Origin of the sequence: Pseudomonas sp. SWRI111 (assembly GCF_014268555.1) — a bacterium.
Taxonomy (GTDB): domain Bacteria; phylum Pseudomonadota; class Gammaproteobacteria; order Pseudomonadales; family Pseudomonadaceae; genus Aquipseudomonas; species Aquipseudomonas hamedanensis.
This window is the reverse complement of sequence record NZ_JABWQQ010000012.1, coordinates 113,270-134,075: the sequence shown is the minus strand read 5'-3', so window position 1 is coordinate 134,075 and position 20,806 is coordinate 113,270. Positions and strand designations below refer to the sequence as shown.

The following is a 20,806-nucleotide window of genomic DNA, read 5'->3' as shown; positions in this document are numbered from 1 at the left end:
GCATGAGTGAACAAGCAATTCTGAGCTGCCGCAACCTGGGCAAATCCTACGAGGAAGGCCCGGAGTCGGTAGAAGTGCTGGCCGGTCTGCAACTGGAGTTGCACCCGGGCGAGCGTGTGGCGATCGTCGGCAAGTCGGGTTCGGGCAAAAGTACCTTGCTCAACCTGCTTGGCGGCCTCGATACGCCGAGCAAGGGCAGCGTCTGGCTCGACGGTGAAGAGCTGTCGGCGCTGAGCGAGAAGAAGCGTGGCCTGCTGCGCAATCGTGCCTTGGGCTTCGTCTATCAGTTTCACCACTTGCTGCCGGAATTCACCGCGCTGGAAAACGTCTGCATGCCGTTGCTGATCGGCAAAACGGCAATTCCCGAAGCACGTCGGCGTGCCACGGCATTGCTGGAGCGTGTCGGTCTCGGCCATCGCCTCGAACACAAACCTTCGGAGCTGTCCGGCGGCGAACGCCAGCGTGTGGCCATCGCCCGCGCGCTGGTGAACAATCCGGGCCTGGTGATGCTCGACGAGCCGACCGGCAACCTCGACCTGCACACCGCTGAAGGCATCCAGGATTTGATGCTGGAGTTGAGCACCTCAATGCGCACGGCGTTCCTGGTGGTCACGCACGACATGAACCTGGCTCGCCAGATGGACCGCGTCCTGCAATTGCAGGAAGGTTGCCTGACCCCCATCTGACTGGCTGAAACCCGGCGCCCGTAATGGCGCCGGGTCTTTTATTTTTCTACGGTGCCCCAGCGAATGTTCAGACCGTTATCGATCTTTATCGGCACGCGCTATACCCGCGCCAAGCGCCGCAATCGCTTTGTTTCGTTCATTTCGATGACCTCGATGATCGGCCTCGCCCTCGGCGTGCTGGCGATGATCGTGGTGTTGTCGGTGATGAACGGCTTTCAGCGCGAAATGAGCTCGCGCATCCTCGGCATGGTGCCGCACGCGACCATCGTCGGCGTCAAGCCGATCGATGACTGGCAGCCGGTGGCCGCCGCCGCGATGAAAAATCCGGAAGTCACCGCCGCTGTGCCGTTCACCGAAATGGAAGGCATGCTTTCCTATAAGGGCGCGATGCAGCCGATCCAGATCAGCGGTGTCGATCCGGCGCAGGAAGGCAAGGTCTCGATCGTTGCTCAGCACATCGTCCAGGGCCGTCTCGATGCTCTCAAACCGGGTGAGTTTGGCGTGGTGATCGGTGAAATCACCGCGCGGCGTTTTCGTCTGAATGTCGGCGACAAGATCACTCTTATTGTCCCGGAAGTCAGCACCGCGCCGGGCGGTATCACCCCGCGCATGCAGCGGCTGAATGTGGTGGGTGTGTTCAAGGTCGGCGCCGAACTGGACGGTTCGATGGGCCTGATCCACGTGGCCGATGCCGCGACCATGCAGCATTGGCAACCGAATCAGGTGCAGAGCGTGCGGCTGGCGGTCAAGGATCTGTACGCGGCACCCAAGGTGTCGTCCGACATTGCCAGTGGCCTCGGTGCCGACTTCAAGGCTGACGACTGGACCCACACCCAGGGCAGCCTGTTCAGTGCGATGAAGATGGAAAAGACCATGATCGGCCTGCTGTTGCTGATGATCGTTGCGGTGGCGGCGTTCAACATCATCGCGACGCTGATCATGGTGGTGAACGACAAAGGCGCGGACATCGCGATCCTGCGCACCATCGGCGCCACGCCACGGCAGATCATGGCGATCTTCATGGTGCAAGGCACGGTGATCGGCATTGTCGGCACGATCATTGGCGGTGTGTTGGGCGTGGTTGCCGCGCTCAATGTCAGTGAATTGGTCGGCTGGGTCGAGCGCGTGACCGGGCAGCATATCTTCAGTTCGGACGTGTATTTCGTCAGCAATCTGCCGTCGGAACTGCAAGGCGGCGATGTGCTGTTGATTTGCTCGGCAGGCTTTATTCTCAGCTTTCTGGCAACGGTGTACCCGGCGTGGCGGGCGGCGAAGATTGAGCCGGCGCATGCGCTGAGATATTCGTAAACTTCAAAACCGCTATCGCGAGCAGGCTCACTCCTACAATTGGAATGCGTTCCCCCTGTAGGAGCGAGCCTGCTCGCGAAGGGGCCGGACCTGCTGGCCTCAGGTTCGGGGTAGTTGAATTACAAACCGCGTCACCCCCACCTCCGATTCGCAATGAATCGTCCCGCCATGCGCCCGCACGATCGACTGAGTAATCGCCAGCCCCAGCCCCGCATGCTCACTGCTGCCTTCCTGTCGAGCCGGATCGGCCCGATAGAATCGATCAAACAAGCGTGGCAACAACTGCGCTGAAATGCCCTCACCACTGTTCTCGACGCAAACGCGCACGGCGTTCGTTTCATCGACAATATTCAAGCGTACGTAACCCTCGGCCGGGGTAAACCGCAACGCGTTATCCAGCAGGTTCGACAGGGCCCGGCGCAACATGCCGCGATCACCTTCGATTCGCGCCTTACCTTCACGACTCAAACGCACGCCGGCGTCTTCCGCCAATGGCGCAAAAAACTCCAGCAACATGTCGGCCTCATCTGCCAGCTCCAGCGCTTCGCGCTTGGGCATCAGCAAGCCGTGGTCAGCCTTGGCCAGATACAACATGTCATTGACCAACTGCGCCATCCATTGCAGTTCTTCAAGATTGCTGTGCAGCGCTTCGCGGTAGTCCTCAAGCGTCCTGGGGCGGGTGAGGGTGACTTGAGTGTGGGTCAGCAGGTTTGACAGAGGCGTGCGCAGCTCATGGGCGATGTCGGCGGAAAACGCCGAGAGCCGCTGAAACGACTCGTCGAGTCGGGCGAGCATGGCATTGAAGCTGTGGGCCATTTGCGCAAGCTCCGGCGGCATGTGTGCTTGCGGCAATCGCGCATTCAGCGATTGTGCGGAAATACCCCCGGCCACCGCACTCATGCGCCTTAGCGGGCGTAAACCGCTGCGCGCGGCCCAGGCCCCAAGCAGCGCGGTGGCCAGTGCCGAGAGGCCGACCGTCAGCCAGATCAGATGCTGCATGCGCTGCAAAAAATGCTGGTGATGGGTGATGTCGAGCAGCAGTGTCAATTGCGGTGAGTCAGGTTGGCCCGGATAGAGCGGGGCATTGAGCAGGCGGTAATCGGTGCCATCGTGGCTGATGGTCGACAGGCCCGCGGCTTGCGGCAACTGCTCGGGGATCTTCGGCGAACTGGCGTACCAGTGCTGGCCGTCGCTGCCGGTAATGCGCAGGGACAGATCGGCCTGACGGCTCAGTTCATCGGCCAGGCGCGTTTCCCGTTGATCGGCTTGCACGCCCTGCAAGGCACGGCGCAGACCGAGCAAGCGGGCATCGAGTTGTTGCTGGTCGAGTTCGATGAAGTGCGCCTCGCTGGCGCGATCGAACAGCACTCCGGCGAACAGCGAAACCACGGCGGTGCAGGCGGCAAACAGCAAGGCCAGACGGGTACTCAAGGACAACCGGCGCATCAGACGCCGCGCTCTTCCAGCACGTAACCCATGCCGCGCACCGTGTGGATCAGTTTTTGCGGGTATTCGTCGTCAATCTTCAGACGCAAACGCCGAATGGCGACCTCGATGACGTTGGTGTCACTGTCGAAATTCATGTCCCAGACTTGTGAGGCGATCAACGATTTTGGCAGCACTTCGCCCTGACGGCGCAACAGCATCTCCAGCAGGGCGAACTCCTTGGCCGTCAGGTCGATGCGCTGCCCGCTGCGTTCGACGCGACGGCGAATCAGGTCCAGGCGCAGGTCGGCCAGTTGCAGGCTGGTTTCCTGTGTGCTGGCGCTGCCGCGGCGTAACAGGCTGCGCACCCGGGCCAGCAGTTCGGAGAAGGCGAAGGGCTTGACCAGATAATCGTCGGCGCCGAGTTCGAGGCCGTGAACCCTGTCTTCCACCGCGTCTTTGGCCGTCAGAAAAAGCACCGGCGTCTCCAGCCCGGCGCTGCGCACCGCTTGCAGGATTTGCCAGCCGTTACGCCCGGGCAGCATCACGTCGAGGATCAGCAGCGCGTAATCGCCGCTCAGCGCCAGTTGCTGGCCACTGATGCCGTCGGCCACCAATTCGGTGTTGAAGCCGGCTTCGGTGAGGCCCTGGCGCAGGTATTGGCCGGTTTTCGCTTGGTCTTCGACGATCAACAGTTTCATGGGCGACTCGGGTGGGTTCGGGTGTCAATACGCAGGCTTTATATCGTGAGAACGCTCCCCCGGCATGAACCTGACAAAGTTGTAATCTGCTTGTCAGGTCGATGCCAGCGCGGGGCGCTTAGAGTTTCCCACAGGCTGAACCTTTTCTTGTTGGAGTACGACCATGTTTTTGCGCAAAACCCTGACGCTGGCTGCCTGCTGGCTGGCAATCAGTTCGCCGGTGTGGGCCGCGCCCGCCCACACCTATGACTTCGGCCAACCGGCGTCTGCCAGCCAGGCTTCGCGAAGCATCGAGATCGTCATGGGGGACATGACGTTCGAGCCCAAGACCCTTGAGCTCAAGGCCGGTGAGACGGTTCGCTTTGTGCTGGTGAATAAAGGCCAGTTGCTGCACGAATTCAACCTCGGTGATGCGGCGATGCATGCCAGTCACCAGCAGGAAATGCTGAAAATGCAGCAGAGCGGCATGCTCACGCCGACAGGCATGAAAGAAATGTCCCACGGCATGGCGGGCATGGATCATGCGGCGATGGGCCACGGGATGAAGCATGACGACCCCAATAGCGTGCTGGTCGAACCGGGCAAGCGCGCCGAGTTGACCTGGACATTCAGCAAGGCAACGAACCTGGAGTTCGCCTGCAATATCCCCGGGCATTATCAGGCAGGCATGGTCGGCAAACTGACTGTCAGTCAGTAAGCACTCAAAGGCGGACGCAAAGGCTGGTAGAATCCGCTGATTCTTCAGTCAGGTTTCCGCCATGCATCCCGCAGCCGAACACTCGCCGCTGGGCAAATCCAGCGAATACATCGCCACGTACACACCGTCCCTGCTGTTCCCGATTCCGCGCACGGCGAAATGGGCCGAGCTGGGACTGACCGCCGAAACCCTGCCGTACAAAGGCTTGGATTTCTGGAACTGCTTCGAGCTGTCGTGGCTGTTGCCGTCGGGCAAGCCGGTGGTGGCGATCGGCGAATTCAGCATCCCGGCGGATTCGCCGAATATCATCGAGTCGAAGTCGTTCAAGCTGTACCTGAATTCGCTGAACCAGACGCCGTTCGCCGACGTTGCCACGCTGGAAGCGACGCTGGTCAAAGACCTTTCCGCTGCCGCCGGCAAACCGGTGGGCGTGCGGGTTCGCAGTCTGAAGGACGTGGAAGCGGAAGGCGTCGTGGCGTTGCCGGGCGTGTGCATCGACGATCTGGATATCAGCGTCAGCAACTACGAGCATCCGCGTCCTGAGCTGTTGCGTTGCGATGATTCACGGATCGTTGAAGAGAGCGTGCACAGCCATCTGCTCAAATCCAACTGCCCGGTGACCAGTCAGCCGGACTGGGGCAGCGTGGTGGTGCAATATCGTGGCGCGGCGCTGGATCACGCCAGCCTGCTGGCATACATCGTCAGCTTCCGCCAGCACTCGGATTTCCATGAGCAGTGCGTGGAGCGGATTTTCCTCGATCTGCAGCGGTTGTTGAAGCCCGAGAAACTGACGGTGTTTGCTCGTTACGTTCGCCGTGGTGGACTGGATATCAACCCGTATCGCAGTACAGAAGATATGCAGTTGCCGAACCATCGTCTGGTGCGTCAATAAATGTAGGAGTGAGCCTGCTCGCGATTGCGGTGTAACAGTCAGCATCAATGGTGAATGTAAAGCAGCTATCGCGAGCAGGCTCACTCCTACAGGGGGATTGCGTTTCAAATTGTGGAAATGAAAAAGCCCTGCCATCGCTGGCAGGGCTTTTTTGTGCGGCGGGGCTTCAGATGCCCATGCTGCCCAGAGTGTTCATGATGTTGCGCAGGGTGCCGGCAATTGTCGGATGGTCCACTTCAAAACGCTCCACAGCAAGGTTCACCCCATCCACCAGGTTGTTGTCCTGTAGCTGATTCTCCAATTCAATTTCTGCTTCGATCTGTGCCATCAACTGGTGTAGGTTTTCACGTTCAGACTCAGACAGCGGCGGGTTCTGCTCCAATTGATCACGCAAGGTGTTGAGCTGATCCTGCAGTTCTCGTCGGGCGGGCATGGTGGTTTCCTTTTATCAATAGGCACTGGCATTGACCGCAGCCGCGCGCCAAAGGTCGGTGGCTGACCTTTAGATTAATCCACTCTCGCTTAACCTGCATGATCCTGATCAGGGCTTTTCGCCTTTGAGGCGGCGCAGGCTGATGTCGGCCAGGCAGGTGTCGAGTTCACCCAGATGGTCGATCACCGAATGCACGCCCAGCGCGAATAACTGCACGGTGGCCTTGCCACGCAACTGCTCACGTTCTTTGTGATCCAGGGCCTGCCATTCCTCCGGTGTCAGGCCGCACAGCGAGCCGCAGGAGGCGAGGCCGATGGTCCACAGCCCGGCGTTGAGGCCTGCTTGCAACAGCCGGGGTTCGCCGCTGACCAGTACGCAACCGTCCAGGCTGTCGACCTTCAAATCCATCAAGGCTTGCCAGCACGCGTTCGGGGCGGGCCACGGATTGATTGTTGCCGAATGTTGCGCGGGTTTGATCCAGGCCGGCAGGGCGGCTGACAAGGGTTGTGCGAGGGCAGGGGACAATTCGTCCAGCCAGGCACAGGGAATCTGCTGGCGCTGCAAACTGCGTAAGCTCTCCAGAGCGCCCGGGGTAGGAGCGGCGTGCTCAGGCCGCGCGATGCTCTGGCGTCGCGCGCCACCACCGAAATCCACCAGGCAGCCGCTGAGCCCGAACAGTACGGCGGTCAGACTGGGCGCGGCGACGGGCAAGGTTTCGGCGTGAGTCATGGCAACGTCCCTGAAATAAACCCTAAGGCTAGGGGCGGTCGATGACAGTTGGATGACAATCAGGCGCAGGAGATAGCGCGAATATTCCTACAGTCTGCTGCATCGCCGCACTGCCCAAATCGCCTTTTACGCTTATACTAGCGGCCTTAACGCTTGGGCTCCGAAGCCTTCGCCAGTATCAAATCCAAGGAGTTTTTCTATGCGCTGGAGCCATCCGCTCGCTCAGCTAAGTGTATGTGCCGGCCTGTTGCTGGCGCCGTTTGCCAGTCAGGCGGCAACAGAAGAAGACCCTTGGGAAAGCGTTAACCGGCCGATTTTCCAGTTCAACGATTTCCTTGATACCTACGCGCTGAAGCCGTTGGCGCAGGGCTATCAATACGTCACACCGCAATTTGTCGAAGACGGCATTCACAACATGTTCCGCAACGTCGGTGACGTCACCAACCTGGCGAACAACCTCTTGCAGGCCAAACCGGCTGCTGCTGGCGTTGATACCGCACGACTGATTTTCAACACCACGTTCGGCCTGCTCGGCTTCTTCGACGTCGGTACTCACATGGGCCTCAATCGCAGCGACGAAGATTTCGGCCAGACCCTCGGCTACTGGGGCGTGGGCAGTGGCCCATACGTGATGCTGCCGCTGATGGGCCCGAGTACCCTGCGTGACGCGCCGTCCAAGTACGTCGACGGCTTCACCGGCCCGTACCGTTACATCGACCACGTGCCGACGCGTAACTCGATTTTCGGCCTGAACATCGTCGACACCCGCGCCGGCCTGCTGTCGAGCGAGAAGCTGATCAGCGGCGACAAGTACACATTTATCCGCAACGCCTACTTGCAGAACCGCGAGTTCAAGGTGAAGGACGGCCAGGTCGAAGACGATTTTTGATTTCGGCCGCTGCACAGGAAGGCGACCCTCGGGTCGCCTTTTTTGTCGGTGCCAGCGCATCGCCCAGAGCCTGTGGGACCTTCCATCGGGTTACGCTGCGCGCCGTTCTTATAACTCTCGGTGCTTTGACAAACAAAGTCGCGAAGCGACCATCGGCGTACGCTTGAAACGCCCCGCGGATGGGAGTACCGTCTGCGCCTTAGAAGGGCACCTCTGGTGTAACCGCGTTTGGAGCCGATGCTCGAAACCGCTGTGCCAGAGAGGCTAGAAAGCGAATCCAGTAGTCTGCGCAGGGGCCAATGCTCCGCCAACTACGCCAACCTAATTCTGGCGCCGTTTGCCCACATGCCAAAAACCAGTGCCACGCTGCTGATAATCGATGATGACGAAGTAGTGCGCGCGAGTCTCGCGGCCTATTTGGAAGACAGTGGTTTCAGCGTCCTGCAGGCCGGCAACGGTCAACAGGGCCTTCAGGTATTCGAGCAAGACCAGCCCGATCTGGTCATCTGCGATCTGCGCATGCCGCAGATGGGCGGACTCGAACTCATCCGCCAGGTCACCGAGCTGTCGCCGCAAACGCCGGTGATCGTGGTGTCGGGTGCCGGCGTGATGAACGACGCGGTCGAGGCCCTGCGCCTGGGTGCGGCGGATTACCTGATCAAGCCTCTCGAAGATCTGGCCGTGCTCGAGCATTCCGTGCGCCGGGCCCTGGATCGTGCGCGGCTGTTGCTGGAAAACCAGCGCTACCGCGAGAAGCTGGAAAAGGCCAACCGCGAACTGGAAGCCAGCCTGAACCTGCTCCAGGAAGACCAGAACGCCGGTCGGCAGGTGCAGATGAACATGCTGCCGGAAAGCCCGTGGCGCATTGACGAATTCAGCTTCGCCCACCAGATCATCCCGTCGCTGTACCTGTCGGGGGATTTTGTCGACTATTTCCGCGTCGACGAGCGCCGGGTTGCGTTTTACCTGGCGGATGTCTCGGGCCATGGCGCGTCTTCAGCCTTCGTGACAGTGCTGCTGAAGTTCATGACCACGCGGTTGCTGTTCGAATCCAGGCGCAGCGGTACATTGCCTGAATTCAAGCCGTCGGAAGTGCTCGGTCATATCAACCGGGGGCTGATCAGCTGTAAGCTGGGTAAACACGTCACAATGGTCGGTGGAGTCATCGACGAGGAGACCGGTTTGTTGACCTATAGCATCGGCGGGCATCTGCCGTTGCCAGTGTTGTACACGCCAGACAGTGTTCGTTACCTGGAAGGACGTGGTCTGCCGGTGGGCCTCTTCAATGAAGCCACCTACGAAGATCACGTGCTTGAGCTGCCGCCGTCGTTCAGCCTGACGCTGATGTCGGATGGCATTCTGGATCTTTTGCCAGAAGCTACGCTCAAAGAAAAAGAAGCTGCTTTGCCCGAGCGGGTGAAGTTGGCGGGCGGCAGCCTGGATGGTCTGCGGCAAGTGTTTGGATTGGCCACGCTAGGGGAGATGCCGGATGATATCGCCCTGTTGGTGTTGAGCAGGAATCTTTAATGAGTACCGGTAGAATCCAGTTCGCCGAGCAGGACGGCACCTTCGTCCTGAAGTTCGTCGGTGAAGTTCGCCTGACCCTGTGTTCGGCGTTGGATGCGACTATCGAGAAAATCTTCACGGCGCTGAATTTCAACGCGATCGTGATCGATTTGACCGAAACCCGCAGCATTGACAGCACGACGTTGGGCCTGCTGGCCAAACTGTCGATCCTGTCGCGCCAGAAGGTCGGCCTGTTGCCGACCGTCGTCACCACCCACGAAGACATCACCCGTCTGCTGCAATCGATGGGTTTCGAGCAGGTGTTCAACATCGTCAACCACCCGGTGCCTTGCCCGGAGTGCCTCGATGACCTGCCGGACCAGGACCAGTCGGAAGAAGTGGTGCGGATCAAGGTGCTCGAAGCGCACAAGATCCTCATGGGCCTGAACGACTCCAATCGTGAAGCGTTTCATGATCTGGTGAATGCGCTGGAGCGGCATTGATCCGCTGAATTGATGGTGCATGGGCTGGCCCCATCGCGAGCAGGCTCACTCCTACAGGTTCTTTATCGACACACAATCTCGATCACTCCACAGTTCCCCTGTAGGAGTGAGCCTGCTCGCGATAGCGCCCATAAGAGCACCACATATTCAGCAGACATAAAGAAGGGCGAACCCTCACAGGTTCGCCCTTTTTGCATTTCACACAGTCAAATCACAGCTTGGCCTGCAACAGCGCCTCAAGCTTCTCCTGATCACGCGCGAACTGACGAATGCCCTCAGCCAGTTTCTCGGTGGCCATCGCGTCTTCGTTGGACAACCAGCGGAATTGCGCTTCGTTGAGGCTCAGACGGGCTTCGCCGGCATTGCCCGGCGCCAGTTTGCGCTCCAGCTTGCCGGTATCGGCAGCCAGCTTGTCGATCAGGTCCGGGCTGATGGTCAGGCGGTCGCAGCCGGCCAGTTGCTCGATCTGGTTGAGGTTGCGGAAGCTGGCGCCCATGACCACGGTCTTGTAATCATTGGCCTTGTAGTAGTTGTAGATGCGCGTTACCGACTGTACGCCAGGGTCATCGGCACCGGTGTAGTCGTTGCCGTTGGCCTTCTTGTACCAGTCGTAGATGCGCCCCACGAACGGCGAAATCAGAAACACCCCGGCGTCGGCGCACGCGGCGGCCTGTGCGAAGGAGAACAGCAGGGTCAGGTTGGTCTGGATGCCTTCCTTCTCGAGGATCTCGGCGGCGCGAATGCCTTCCCAGGTCGAGGCGATCTTGATCAGTACGCGATCGCGGCCGATGCCGGCCTTGTCGTACAGTTCGATCAGGCGATGCGCACGCTTGAGGATGGCATCCTGATCGAACGACAGGCGCGCATCCACTTCGGTGGAGATACGGCCCGGAATCACCTTGAGAATTTCCTGACCGACCGCGACGCCAAAACGATCGCTGGCCAGGCCGACATCGCCGCGGCAATCGCTGACGCAAGCGTTCAGCAGCTCGGCATAGCCAGGGATCGCTGCGGCCTTGAGCAGCAGGGAAGGGTTGGTGGTGGCGTCGACCGGCTTGACCCGGGCGATCGCTTCGAAGTCGCCGGTGTCGGCAACGACGGTGGTGAACTGTTTGAGTTGTTCCAGCTTGGAAGTCATGGGCGTGCTCTATCCTATGGGTCTGATGACATTACCCGAGCGCTGACGGCCACTCAAGGGTGTGTACGTGTATCGATGGCCCCTGCGGCAACAACCTGAAAACGATTGTTTGAAAGGCGGGGCGCGGTGCCGATGAATACGATGCCAAAACCGCCCACAGGTTCAAAGCAACCGACCTGTGAACAGGTCGGTCGCCCAAGGCGCTACTCGGCGTTTAACAGCGGCTCGACCGACAGCCGTGCCGGTTTCGCCTGACCGTCGGAGGTCAGCAAGCCAAAATTCTGCTCGCGTTCGTTACTGCCCGTGGCGCTGTTTCTCCATTCGTAGATAGAGGTCAACGGGATATTCAGCCGTTTAACGTCCGTGATAAATGCGTTGATCCTGGTCGCTTGCCCTTCGGGGCCACCGTTGGATGCAAGCGCGGAAACCCCCCACTCACTGATGACGCCCGGCAGATTGAAGTTCTGCTGGATGAACGTCTGTGCGTTGCTGATCTGGGTGGCCGTCATGCCATACGGGTGGTAGGAGACGGCGTTCAGGCATTTAGGGTGTTCGCTGACGATGCGTTTCAGCGCAACGGTCGAGGCCGAGGCGGCGCTCGGTGCCCGGGCAAAGCCGAAACCGACTCGCGGCGCCAGCTGAGGCTGAGCTTCCAGCGCTTTACACATACCCGCCATGAACGGCACGAAGGTGGTGTCGAAGTTGCCCGTTGGCCAGTAGGTTGGCAGGTCTGGTTCGTTCCAGATTTCAATCGCCACCAATTGCGCGCTGTAGGACTTTTCCAGTCCGCTCACGGCGTTGGCAAACTTACCGCCGGCTGCGTCCAGTTCAGTGGGCGTAGTGGCGGGCAGTGCCTTGATTGCGCGCACGGTCAGCAGCACGGGTAACCCGGCCGAGGCGGCGGCGGCGAAAGCATCGCTGACCTGTTTCTGGTAGGTCTGGGCGGTCAGGCTGTCGCTCCATACGCCGAAGCGCACGAAGCTGAAGCCGGCTGCCTTGATTTGGGCGGCATCGGCGGCGGTGAAGCTCTGGATCTTGACCTGAACACCGATGGTTTTTGCTGGAAGGTTAGGGAACAGCTCACTGGCGTGAACCTGGCTGGTTGCACCGAGCGCCATCAGGGCGAGGGCGCCGAGTTTATTCAGATGTGCTGATTTCATGTCTGCTCTCCCGGAGAGAATGACAACTACGAATAATGATCCCGTTACTCAATTTTCGATAAGGGTGATGGCACTTAGTGCGCGAATGTTATTTTTTGTCAGGAAAATCGCAACTGAAAATCACAGTTATTTTTAGTCCGCTAATTGTGGTTGGGGCGGCTTAAAACGCTGTGGTACTTAATGTCCTGTACTAACAGGGCGAAGCTATTTCTGAGTGCAGGAAAGTCGCGAGGGTTCATTAACTTTTGCGGCATGTTGGCTGTTTGATATTACACAGGAAAGCAAGACTTGTTCAAAAAGATCCTCGTTGTCTGCGTGGGCAATATATGCCGAAGTCCGACGGCTGAACTACTGCTGCGCAACGCGCTGGGCCCGTCGGCCATCACGGTGTCCTCCGCCGGCCTCTCCGCCCGCGTGGGCGAGGGCGTTGAGCCTTCGGCGCGGCAGGTACTCGAAGACCACGGGCATTGCGCCGAAGCGTTTAAGGCGCGGCAACTGACTTCGGACATCGTCAATGACTCGGATCTGATTCTGGTCATGGAAAAGAAGCATGTCGATCAAGTGCTGAAGATTGCCTCGCACGCCAGGGGCAAAGTGTTTTTGCTCGGTAAATGGCAGAGCGAGCGCGAAATACACGACCCGTATCGTCAAGGCAAGGCCGCTTTTATTCATGCCCACGCATTGATTGAAGATGCTGTTAGTTCATGGGCAAAGCGTCTCGGGCATTGACCAATATTCTTCAGAACAGTGAATGGTAAGAACAGACTTATGCAGTTACCGTCCGTAATCGGCAACCGTGACAACGATCAAGACAGTATTGATCTGATGGGCATCTTTGGCAGTCTGATTGACCAGAAATGGCTGATCGGCGCGCTCACCGGTGCCTTCATGGTCACCGGCGTCGCCTATGCGGTTCTGGCCACCCCGGTCTACCTGGCGAACGCACTGGTGCAGGTCGAACCGAAAAAGAACGACATGCTCGGTTTTTCCGACCTCAACAGCATGCTCGGTGGGCAATCGCCGTCGGTGACCGAAATCGGCATCATCAAGTCTCGCGCGGTGATCGGTAAAACCGTTGACGATTTGCGCCTGGACATCGACGTCACCCCCAACACGTTCCCGTTGATCGGCGGCTTTCTTTCGCGTCGCTATCGCGGCGACAGTGAGACCAGCGTCGCGCCGCCGCGTTTGGGCCTGAACAGCTACGCCTGGGGCGGTGAGCGCCTGGAGTTCAGCCGGCTCGAACTGCCGAAAGACCTGCTCGGCAAGAAACTCACGCTGATCGCCGGCGAGCAGCAGCGCTTCCAGCTGTTCGATGAAAACGACAACCTGCTCGTTGAAGGCGTGGCGGGTGAAGCGTTTACCAACGACGGTGTAGAAGGGCAGATCGCTCAGTTGGCGGCCAATCCCGGCACACGTTTTCAGGTGGTGCGCAATCCGCGGATCGTGACCATTCAGGGTTATCAGGACGCGCTGGACATTTCCGAGCAAGGCAAGGAATCGGGGATCATTCGTCTGGCGCTGGCCAGCTCGGACGCCGCCGAAGCAGTGAAAATCCTTAACAAGATTGCCGCTCTGTACGTCGAGCAGAACGTGCGTCGCACCTCGGCGGAAGCGGCGCAGAGCCTGGCGTTTCTGCAAAGCCAGCTGCCCCAGGTCAAACGCGATCTGGCCAAGGCCAGCGATGCCTTGAACGCCTACCAGACCCACGGCAAGACCGTGAACATCTCGCTGGAAACGCAATCGGTGCTCGGTCAGTCCGTGGCGCTTGAAACGCGGATTTCCGAGCTGAAAATGCAGCAGGCGGAACTCGATCGCAAGTTCACCAAACAGCACCCGGCCTACCGCGCGTTGATGACGCAGATTGGCGAGTTGACCCAGCAGCAGAAATCCCTTGAAGGCAAGGTTCAGGACCTGCCGGCCACTCAACAGGAATTGCTCAACCTGACCCGCGACGTCGAAGTGGCCTCGCAGATCTACACGCAATTGCTGAACAAATCCCAGGAGCTGGACATCGTCCGCGCCGGTGCCGTCGGTAACGTTCGTCTGGTCGATACCGCCGACGTCGACCTGACCAGCCCGATCAAGCCGAAAAAGCCGCTGATCGTGCTGATTGCCACATTCCTCGGGGCGTTTGTCGGCGTTGCCCTGGTGTTGCTGCGCAAATCCCTCAGCCGTGGCCTGGAAGGCCCCGAGGCCATCGAGCAGTTGGGCTTGCCGGTGTACGCGTCGATCCCGTACAGCGCCTTGCAGGAAGAAGAGGACAGCAAAAAGGGCCGCGCGCGCGATGGTGTGGACAAGCCGGCGTATCTGCTGGCCCTGCGCAACCCGACGGATCTGTCGATCGAATCGATTCGCAGCCTGCGCACCTGCCTGCACTTCGCCGGGCTGGATTCGACCAACAACCGCATCATGATTTCCGGGCCGAGCCCACAGGTCGGCAAGACCTTCGTCTCGTCCAACCTCGCCGCGGTCATGGCCCTCAGTGGTCAGCGCGTGGTGCTGATCGATGCCGACATGCGCAAAGGTCATTTGCACAAGACCCTCGACACGCCGATTGCCAACGGTCTGTCCGACCTGCTGGTCAAGCGCTGCACCCTTGAGCAGGCGATCAATAAGGTCGAAGTCGACAACCTGCACTTCATCAGCCGTGGGCAGGTCCCGCCCAATCCGTCCGAGCTGTTGATGCACGCCAACTTCCGCGAGCTGCTGGCGCAACTCAGCGACCTCTACGACCTGGTGATCATCGACACGCCGCCGCTGCTGGCGGTGACCGACGCCGCCATCGTCGGCCGCGAAGCCGGCATCAGCCTGATCGTCACCCGTTTCGGCGTGAACCCGGCCAAAGAGATCGAGCTGACCATTCGCCGCTTCGCGCAAAACGGCATCGAGTTGAAAGGCGCGGTGTTCAACGGCGTCGAGAAGCGTGCGGCCAGCTATTACGGCGGCAACGGCTATTACAACTACGAATACGCGTCCGACAAGGCCTGACTGTCAGCGATTGTTTTTTTTCCTGTTTGAAGTGGGTGAGTTGTGAAAAAAATATTGCATGTGGCAGAGACGATCAAAGGTGGTGTCGCGACGGTCATCCGCACCATTTCGGCCTCGCCGGAAGGTGACGCGGCGAAGTATGAAATGGTTTATCTGGTGCCTGATGACCAGGCCAGGGAGCTGCACGGTATCGCGCCGCAACAGATTCGCACTTTTCCACGCAGTGGCCGCAATGTGCCGTCGCTGCTGCGTTTTGCCTGGCGCCTGACCCAGGTGATGCTCAAGGAAAAGCCCGATGTGGTGCATTTGCACAGCACGTTTTCCGGGGTGATCGGCCGTTGCGTGTGCGTGCTGTTACGGCCCTGGCGCAAACCGAAAATCGTCTACTGCCCGCACGCGTTTTCATTTCTGATGGAAAGCTCGCCGATCAAGCAGAAAGCGTATGCGTGGATCGAGCGGGTGCTGCAAAAAGTCACCGACGTGATCATCTGCGTCAGCCAGTACGAGCTGGATAAAGCCGCACGGTTCGGCATCGAGCGCAAGCGCATGAAGCTGATCTACAACGGCATTCATCACAAGGACGACGCGCCGAAAGCCACCGGCAGCGAGCCGATTCATCTGCTGTTCGTCGGCCGCCTCGACTACCAGAAAGGTTTCGACGTGCTGCTCAAGGCCTACGCCAAGGTCAACCGCAACGACCTGAAATTGACGGTGGTCGGCAGTGCGGTCAACGAGGATTCGGTCGAATGTCCGCCCATGGACTCGGTTGAATACTTGCCGTGGGTCACGCCGAGCGAAGTGCAGGCGCTGTATCAAAAAGCCGACGCGCTGATCGTGCCCAGTCGCTGGGAAGGCTTTGCCATGGTCCCGCTCGAAGGCATGGCCATGGGCTTGCCGGTGATTGCCAGCAACTGCACCTCGCTGCCTGAACTGGTCACCAACGAAGTGTCCGGCTATGTCTTTCCGTCCGGTGACCACCAGGCGCTGGCCGATGTGCTGACGATCATCCAGAAGCCACGCCTGCTCGACCTCGGCAACGAAGGCCGCAGCATCGTGCGCGAGCGCTTCAGTGCCGCGCTGATGATCCGCCAGACCTACGACTTGTATCGCGCTCCCACTTATTAAGTAGAACTCAAGCTTATGAACGTAACGATTTTGCATGGCTACAGTGCGTCCAACTCTGGTGACGGCTTGCTCGTCGATCTGGCGATTGCCCTGGTGCAGCGCAATTTTGGTGAGGACACTTCGATCAATGTCGTGGCCTCCGATCCGGACTCCTTCAGCTACTTGCCGCACCCGCGCTTCGACGCGCCAGTGATGGCGGCCAAGGGACTGGGCCGGGTCAAGCAAGCGGTGTTCCTCAATCAGTCCTATGCCGGGCTCGCCGAACTGCTGAAAAAAACCGACCTGATCGTGGGTGTCGGCGGCGGCTACATGCGCTCCAAAAGCGCTTTCGAACACATCAAGTTAAAGCTCGGTCACGCCAAGCAACTGGAGACGGCGATTCTCAGCAAAGTGCCGTCGGTGTATTTGCCGCAAAGCATCGGTCCGTTCCACGGCGAGAGCAGCAAGATCGTTGAACACTACGCCGGTGCCGACGCGGTGTTTGTGCGCGACAACCGTTCTTCGGCGATCTTCGATGCCTGTGAAAATGTCTATCGCGCGCCGGATCTGGCGGTGCAGTCGCTGGCGAGCAAGATCCTCGCGCAACCGAAATTCACCCGCTGCGCCGCCTCGCCGGCCACGGTCTGCGTGGTGCTGCGCAAGCCACCGGAGTGGAGCAAGGAAAAGAAGCTCGCCTATGTCGCCAATCTCAAGCTGTTACTGCAGCGCCTGAAGAACAAAAGCGAAGTGGTCTGCGCCGTGCAGAGTGCTGTGCGCGGCAACGATGACGGGGCGTTCTATCGCGAGTTGGGTATTACCGAAGACCTGCTGTCACTGAAGGCGACCATCGCCAAATACCAACCGGATCTGGTGATTTCCGTGCGCTTGCACGGTGCGATCGAATCGCTGCTCTCCGGCGTGCCGGCGTATCACATCAGCTACGAGCGCAAGGGCTTTGGCGCGTATCAGGACATGGGCGTGGAAGACTGGGTGATCAATGGCGGCGACATCGATGTCGACACCATCATCAACACGGTCTACAAGCCCAACGCATTGTCTGATTTCGGCCAGCGCCTGACCGACACCTGCCGTGAAATCGAGGCGAAGACCGTGGCCATGGACGAGATCATCAAGGGTGTCATTCGATGATATTTCGGCTGTTGCTTCGCGGCGGAGCCTTGGGCGCGAAGTTCTTGCTGGTGCTGGCGATCACTCATTACCTCGGTTATGAGGCGCTGGGTTTTTACGGCGTGGTGGTCGCGGCGTCGCTGATCGCTTCGAAGTTTTACAGTGTGGGTTTCAGTTCCGAGATCAACCGGCTGATCAGCGTGGGTGGCAGTTCCCGTCGTGTGGTCGACAAAGTCCTGCTGCTGTACCTGGCGGTGGGGCTGCTGCTGTCGGTGGCGACGGTGCTGGTGTATTCGCTGTTCCAGCAGGTGGAAGCGGCGGCGCTGCTGATCCTTTGCGTGACCCTGGTGTTGCTCACCGAGCACCTGTCATTCGAGATCAATTCCTTTGTGTTTTCCGCGCAGAAAGCCACTGCGGGCGCGTTGCTGTTCTTCATCAAGACTGGCCTGTGGGCGCTGTTGGCGGTGGGAGGGATGATGCTCGGCTGGATCGCGGGCATCGCCAGTGTGTTGTGGTTGTGGGTGGTCGCCAACGTGTTGGTGATCGCGGTCGGTTACCTGCTTGTGGTGAAGGTACACAAGGGCCGCGAAGCGGTGGCGCTGGACACCGCGACCGTGTGGAAAGCCGGTTTGCCGTTCTATCTCGGCACCGGGCTGATTGCCCTGAGTCAGTACGCCGAGCGCTTTCTGATCATCGATCTGGAGCCCTACGCCAGCCTCGGCAAATACGTCTATGCGTGGTCGGCAGCGAACACTTTGCAGGCATTGTCGTATGCGGTGGTGGCGGTGGTCGGCATTCCGGTGTTGGCCAAGCGTTTCCAGGCTGATCAGCAGGCGTTCACGGTCAAGCAACTCTTTATCAACAAGTGGGTGATGCGCTCGCTGGTCGTCTCGGCTGCGGTGGCGGTGGCGATTTATCTGTTCTTCAACGTGGTGCTCGATTATGTCGCCACCAGCGTCCCGCGTCCGGACAACGCAATCCTCGGCGTGCTGATCTTTTCCTTCGCCTTGCGCGCAATTGGCGACATCGTCTGGGGCGGCTTGATCGCTTCGAAAAACAGCCGGGTGTCGCTGGCCAGCGCGGCCCTCTGCCTGATGATTTCGGTGCCGGTCAGCTACCTGCTGATCAAGCATTACTCGATCTACGGCGCGGCGTGGGGCAATGTCTTTGCGATCGTCGTGCAACTGGCCGTGATTGCCCTGTTGACTCGCGTCACCGGCGCGAAGAAGGCCGCGCTGTCATGGGCCTGAAGCTGCCGTGCATCGAGTTTCGTGGGCGCAGACTCGATTCGTCCATTTCGTTCCTGATCCTGTTCACCGGGCTGTTTCTGTCGGTGGCAATGCCGCTGCTGGTACCCCGCGATCCGGGCCCGGACGCGATGACGTTGTGGTCGTCCTACGCGCGCGCCGACAACTGCAATTTCTGGAACCCATTCTCGCCGGATCGCTCGTCCTACGAGTGTTCGGCGTTCCTGCTGCGGCCGACCGGAATCAACCTGACCAATGCCTGGGCCTACGGCATGTTCTGCAATTTTTTCCTCACGGCGATTCCGGTGATTGTCTTTCGGCGCATGCCGCTGACGATCTTCGGCACCCTGTGCCTGTGGGGCGTTGTGCGTTCCTTTTTCCTCGAGAACCTGACCAAGGAAATTATCGTTTCGGTGGCGGTGCTGAGCATTTTGCTCAGCTCGTTGACACGCAAATATCGCGGCGGCTTTTTCCTCTCAGCGGTCATTTACGGCGTGTTGATCCGCCCTTACTGGATTTTGTTTTCGCTGTCGTGGGTCGGCGTCTGCGTGATGAAAAAGTACGTGTCGCGCTTCACCTTCTTTCTGATGTTGTTCCTGTTTTACCTGGCGGTGGCGATGGCGATTCAGGTGGCGCTGGGCTTTCCGGTGTCGTCGATTCGCGCCAGCAACAACGAGCTGCGCACGGCGGGCGAGGAGGGCTCCAAGTCGCTGATCGTCTCGTGGCTCAGCGGCAGCGACTTCGTCTCGCAAGCGCTGGACTCGATGATCATTTTCTTTCGCCTGTCGTTCCCGGTGGAGCTGATTCTGCTGTCCGGGCCGGGGCAGGTGATCTTCGTTGCGCTGATGATCATGACCGCGCTGCTGCTGTTCAAAGTCATCACTTCGACCGATTACAAGGGCGCGCCGATCCAGACCAAACCCAAGGAACTGATCGCGATTCCGTTGGCGTTTCTGCTGGTGCAGGGCTTGTTCGAGCCAGACTTCGGCTCCTTCGCCCGGCACTTTTCGATGGTGGTGCCGGTGTTGTTCGTTGGTCTGGGATTGATGCTGCGGGCGAACAAACCGGCGCAGGTCGAATCACGAATTCTCACTTAAGGCAGGTGCTCTATGTCGAGCAAGAACAAGTCCCTGGAAATCGAAACCCTGCGCGGCCTGGCGTGCCTGCTGCTGGTGCTCTATCACGTCATCGGACCGCTGGGCGGCGGCTTGAAGATCGACATCGGCTCGCCGTTTCGGGTGATCGCCGATTCGATGGTGTATGTGCGCATGCCGCTGTTCACGTTCATTTCCGGGTACATCTATTCGATCTACAAGATTCGCGGCAATGATTTTTCGGCGTTTTTCAGCGGCAAGGTGCGGCGCTTGATCGTGCCGCTGATTTGCGTCGGTGTGCCGTTTTCGGTATTGCAAGCGGTGGGGCCGGGGGTGAACAAAGACGTCGGCGTGATCGATGCGCTGTTGTCGTTCTGGGTGCCGATCAACCACTTCTGGTTTTTGCAGGCGGTGTTCATCATTTTCATGTTCGTCGGCCTGCTGGAGTGGCGCGGCCTGCTGCGTTCGGCGACGCGGCTGTATGGGCTGTTTGCATTTGCAGCTGTGTTGTTTTTGCTGCCGCCGTTGCCGCTGGATGCGTTCGGCATCAATGGCGCGATTTACCTGCTGCCATTTTTTGTCGCGGGGATGATCGGCCAGGAAAACGTCGAGCGCTTGAAAAGCACGTTCAAAGTCAGCGGGCCACTGCTGTTTGTGGTGATCTCGCTGACGCTGCTGTACGTGGCGGCGATGGATCGCGAGTTGATTGTCGACCGTCGCAGTGTGGTCGGGCTGATTGTGGGTTGTGTGTCGTGCATCGCCTTGTTGTCCAGTGACATGCGCTCGAAGGTGCTCACCTGGCTGGGCGGTTATTCTTATGCGATTTTTCTATTTCACGTGCTGTTCGCCGCGACGTCGCGGTTTGTGCTCGGGCGCCTGGGCGTGAAGGATGAAAGCCTGTTGGTGCTGGGCGGCTGGAGTTGTGGCTTGCTCGGGCCGGTGGTGTTGGCGATGGCGTTCAGTCGGTTCAATTTCACCTCCGTGTTGTTCCTCGGAGAGCGCGCGGCGAAGCAGAAACCGCCAACAATCGTGACACCTGTTGTGCAGACGCAAAACAGCTGAACACTGTTCCATGCTGTACACAGACCCCCTGTAGGAGTGAGCCTGCTCGCGATAGCGGTGGATCAGTCAATAAATTTTTATCTGACAGACCGCTATCGCGAGCAGGCTCACTC

At 59.3% G+C, this 20,806-nt stretch carries 20 protein-coding genes; 14 read left to right on the top strand and 6 right to left on the bottom strand.

Annotation, left to right across the window (positions count from 1 at the left end; genetic code table 11):
* Nucleotides 1-2 precede the first annotated feature (2 nt).
* Complete coding sequence (gene lolD, locus HU755_RS15805; protein ID WP_186634260.1) at nt 3-686, top strand: lipoprotein-releasing ABC transporter ATP-binding protein LolD; 684 nt, start codon at nt 3-5, stop codon at nt 684-686.
* Between the two features lie 63 nt (nt 687-749).
* On the top strand, nt 750-1,994 hold the full coding sequence (locus HU755_RS15800; protein WP_186634257.1) for a lipoprotein-releasing ABC transporter permease subunit: 1,245 nt from the start codon (nt 750-752) through the stop codon (nt 1,992-1,994).
* A 99-nt stretch (nt 1,995-2,093) separates the two neighbouring features.
* Here HU755_RS15800 and HU755_RS15795 read toward each other — a convergent pair whose 3' ends face one another.
* Both HU755_RS15795 and HU755_RS15790 read right to left on the bottom strand, forming a co-directional pair.
* On the bottom strand, nt 2,094-3,440 hold the full coding sequence (locus HU755_RS15795) for a heavy metal sensor histidine kinase (protein ID WP_186634254.1): 1,347 nt from the start codon (nt 3,438-3,440) through the stop codon (nt 2,094-2,096).
* On the bottom strand, nt 3,440-4,120 hold the full coding sequence (locus tag HU755_RS15790) for a heavy metal response regulator transcription factor (protein ID WP_186634252.1): 681 nt from the start codon (nt 4,118-4,120) through the stop codon (nt 3,440-3,442). Before HU755_RS15790 ends, HU755_RS15795 begins: the two co-directional genes overlap by 1 nt.
* Nucleotides 4,121-4,283: 163 nt before the next feature.
* Between HU755_RS15790 and HU755_RS15785 the strand changes: the two genes are divergently transcribed.
* Nucleotides 4,284-4,817, top strand: coding sequence for a plastocyanin/azurin family copper-binding protein (locus tag HU755_RS15785; protein ID WP_186634249.1), 534 nt, complete (start codon nt 4,284-4,286; stop codon nt 4,815-4,817).
* A 61-nt stretch (nt 4,818-4,878) separates the two neighbouring features.
* Nucleotides 4,879-5,709: an NADPH-dependent 7-cyano-7-deazaguanine reductase QueF gene (gene queF, locus HU755_RS15780; protein WP_186634246.1), complete on the top strand. Its 831-nt coding sequence runs from the start codon at nt 4,879-4,881 to the stop codon at nt 5,707-5,709.
* Nucleotides 5,710-5,875: 166 nt separating this feature from the next.
* On the opposite strand, the gene HU755_RS15775 is transcribed toward queF, so the two are convergent.
* Together HU755_RS15775 and HU755_RS15770 are read right to left on the bottom strand one after the other, a co-directional pair.
* A complete protein-coding gene (locus HU755_RS15775; protein WP_186634244.1) occupies nt 5,876-6,142 on the bottom strand; it encodes a DUF4404 family protein in 267 nt (88 codons plus the stop codon).
* A gap of 108 nt (nt 6,143-6,250) precedes the next feature.
* On the bottom strand, nt 6,251-6,871 hold the full coding sequence (locus HU755_RS15770; protein ID WP_186634241.1) for an HAD family phosphatase: 621 nt from the start codon (nt 6,869-6,871) through the stop codon (nt 6,251-6,253).
* Between the two features lie 199 nt (nt 6,872-7,070).
* Between HU755_RS15770 and HU755_RS15765 the strand changes: the two genes are divergently transcribed.
* The 3 genes from HU755_RS15765 to rssC all read left to right on the top strand — a co-directional run bounded on the left by HU755_RS15765 (nt 7,071) and on the right by rssC (nt 9,769).
* Complete coding sequence (locus tag HU755_RS15765) at nt 7,071-7,760, top strand: VacJ family lipoprotein (RefSeq protein ID WP_186550422.1); 690 nt, start codon at nt 7,071-7,073, stop codon at nt 7,758-7,760.
* Nucleotides 7,761-8,105: 345 nt separating this feature from the next.
* Entirely contained in the window at nt 8,106-9,287 is a 1,182-nt protein-coding gene (gene rssB, locus HU755_RS15760; protein ID WP_186550424.1) for a two-component system response regulator RssB, read from the top strand.
* A complete protein-coding gene (gene rssC, locus HU755_RS15755; protein WP_003226553.1) occupies nt 9,287-9,769 on the top strand; it encodes an anti-sigma factor antagonist RssC in 483 nt (160 codons plus the stop codon). The genes rssB and rssC overlap by 1 nt, the downstream gene beginning before the upstream one ends.
* A 211-nt stretch (nt 9,770-9,980) precedes the next feature.
* Here the strand turns inward: rssC and tal are convergent, their stop codons facing one another.
* Nucleotides 9,981-10,907 carry a transaldolase gene (gene tal / locus HU755_RS15750; RefSeq protein ID WP_186550426.1) on the bottom strand — a complete coding sequence of 309 codons (927 nt, stop codon included), beginning with the start codon at nt 10,905-10,907 and terminating at the stop codon, nt 9,981-9,983.
* 203 nt (nt 10,908-11,110) lie between these two features.
* The gene (locus HU755_RS15745) at nt 11,111-12,067 is read right to left on the bottom strand and encodes a glycosyl hydrolase family 5 (protein ID WP_186634238.1); all 957 of its coding nucleotides are present in this window, start codon (nt 12,065-12,067) and stop codon (nt 11,111-11,113) included.
* A gap of 288 nt (nt 12,068-12,355) precedes the next feature.
* On the opposite strand from HU755_RS15745, the gene HU755_RS15740 reads away from it, so the two are divergent.
* From HU755_RS15740 to HU755_RS15710, 7 genes are read left to right on the top strand one after another with little or no spacing between them, the layout of a single operon-like run.
* Nucleotides 12,356-12,796: a low molecular weight protein-tyrosine-phosphatase gene (locus HU755_RS15740; RefSeq protein WP_186621841.1), complete on the top strand. Its 441-nt coding sequence runs from the start codon at nt 12,356-12,358 to the stop codon at nt 12,794-12,796.
* A gap of 39 nt (nt 12,797-12,835) precedes the next feature.
* Complete coding sequence (locus tag HU755_RS15735; protein ID WP_186634235.1) at nt 12,836-15,058, top strand: polysaccharide biosynthesis tyrosine autokinase; 2,223 nt, start codon at nt 12,836-12,838, stop codon at nt 15,056-15,058.
* Between the two features lie 42 nt (nt 15,059-15,100).
* Nucleotides 15,101-16,183 (top strand): glycosyltransferase, encoded by a 1,083-nt coding sequence (locus HU755_RS15730; protein ID WP_186634233.1) that lies wholly within the window; start codon nt 15,101-15,103, stop codon nt 16,181-16,183.
* Between the two features lie 15 nt (nt 16,184-16,198).
* The gene (locus HU755_RS15725; protein WP_186634230.1) at nt 16,199-17,311 is read left to right on the top strand and encodes a polysaccharide pyruvyl transferase family protein; all 1,113 of its coding nucleotides are present in this window, start codon (nt 16,199-16,201) and stop codon (nt 17,309-17,311) included.
* Nucleotides 17,308-18,540 carry a phosphoribosylaminoimidazole carboxylase gene (locus HU755_RS15720; protein ID WP_186634226.1) on the top strand — a complete coding sequence of 411 codons (1,233 nt, stop codon included), beginning with the start codon at nt 17,308-17,310 and terminating at the stop codon, nt 18,538-18,540. Before HU755_RS15725 ends, HU755_RS15720 begins: the two co-directional genes overlap by 4 nt.
* Entirely contained in the window at nt 18,531-19,634 is a 1,104-nt protein-coding gene (locus tag HU755_RS15715) for a hypothetical protein (RefSeq protein WP_186550440.1), read from the top strand. Before HU755_RS15720 ends, HU755_RS15715 begins: the two co-directional genes overlap by 10 nt.
* Nucleotides 19,635-19,646: 12 nt before the next feature.
* On the top strand, nt 19,647-20,693 hold the full coding sequence (locus HU755_RS15710) for an acyltransferase family protein (RefSeq protein WP_186634223.1): 1,047 nt from the start codon (nt 19,647-19,649) through the stop codon (nt 20,691-20,693).
* The last annotated feature ends 113 nt before the right edge of the window (nt 20,694-20,806 follow it).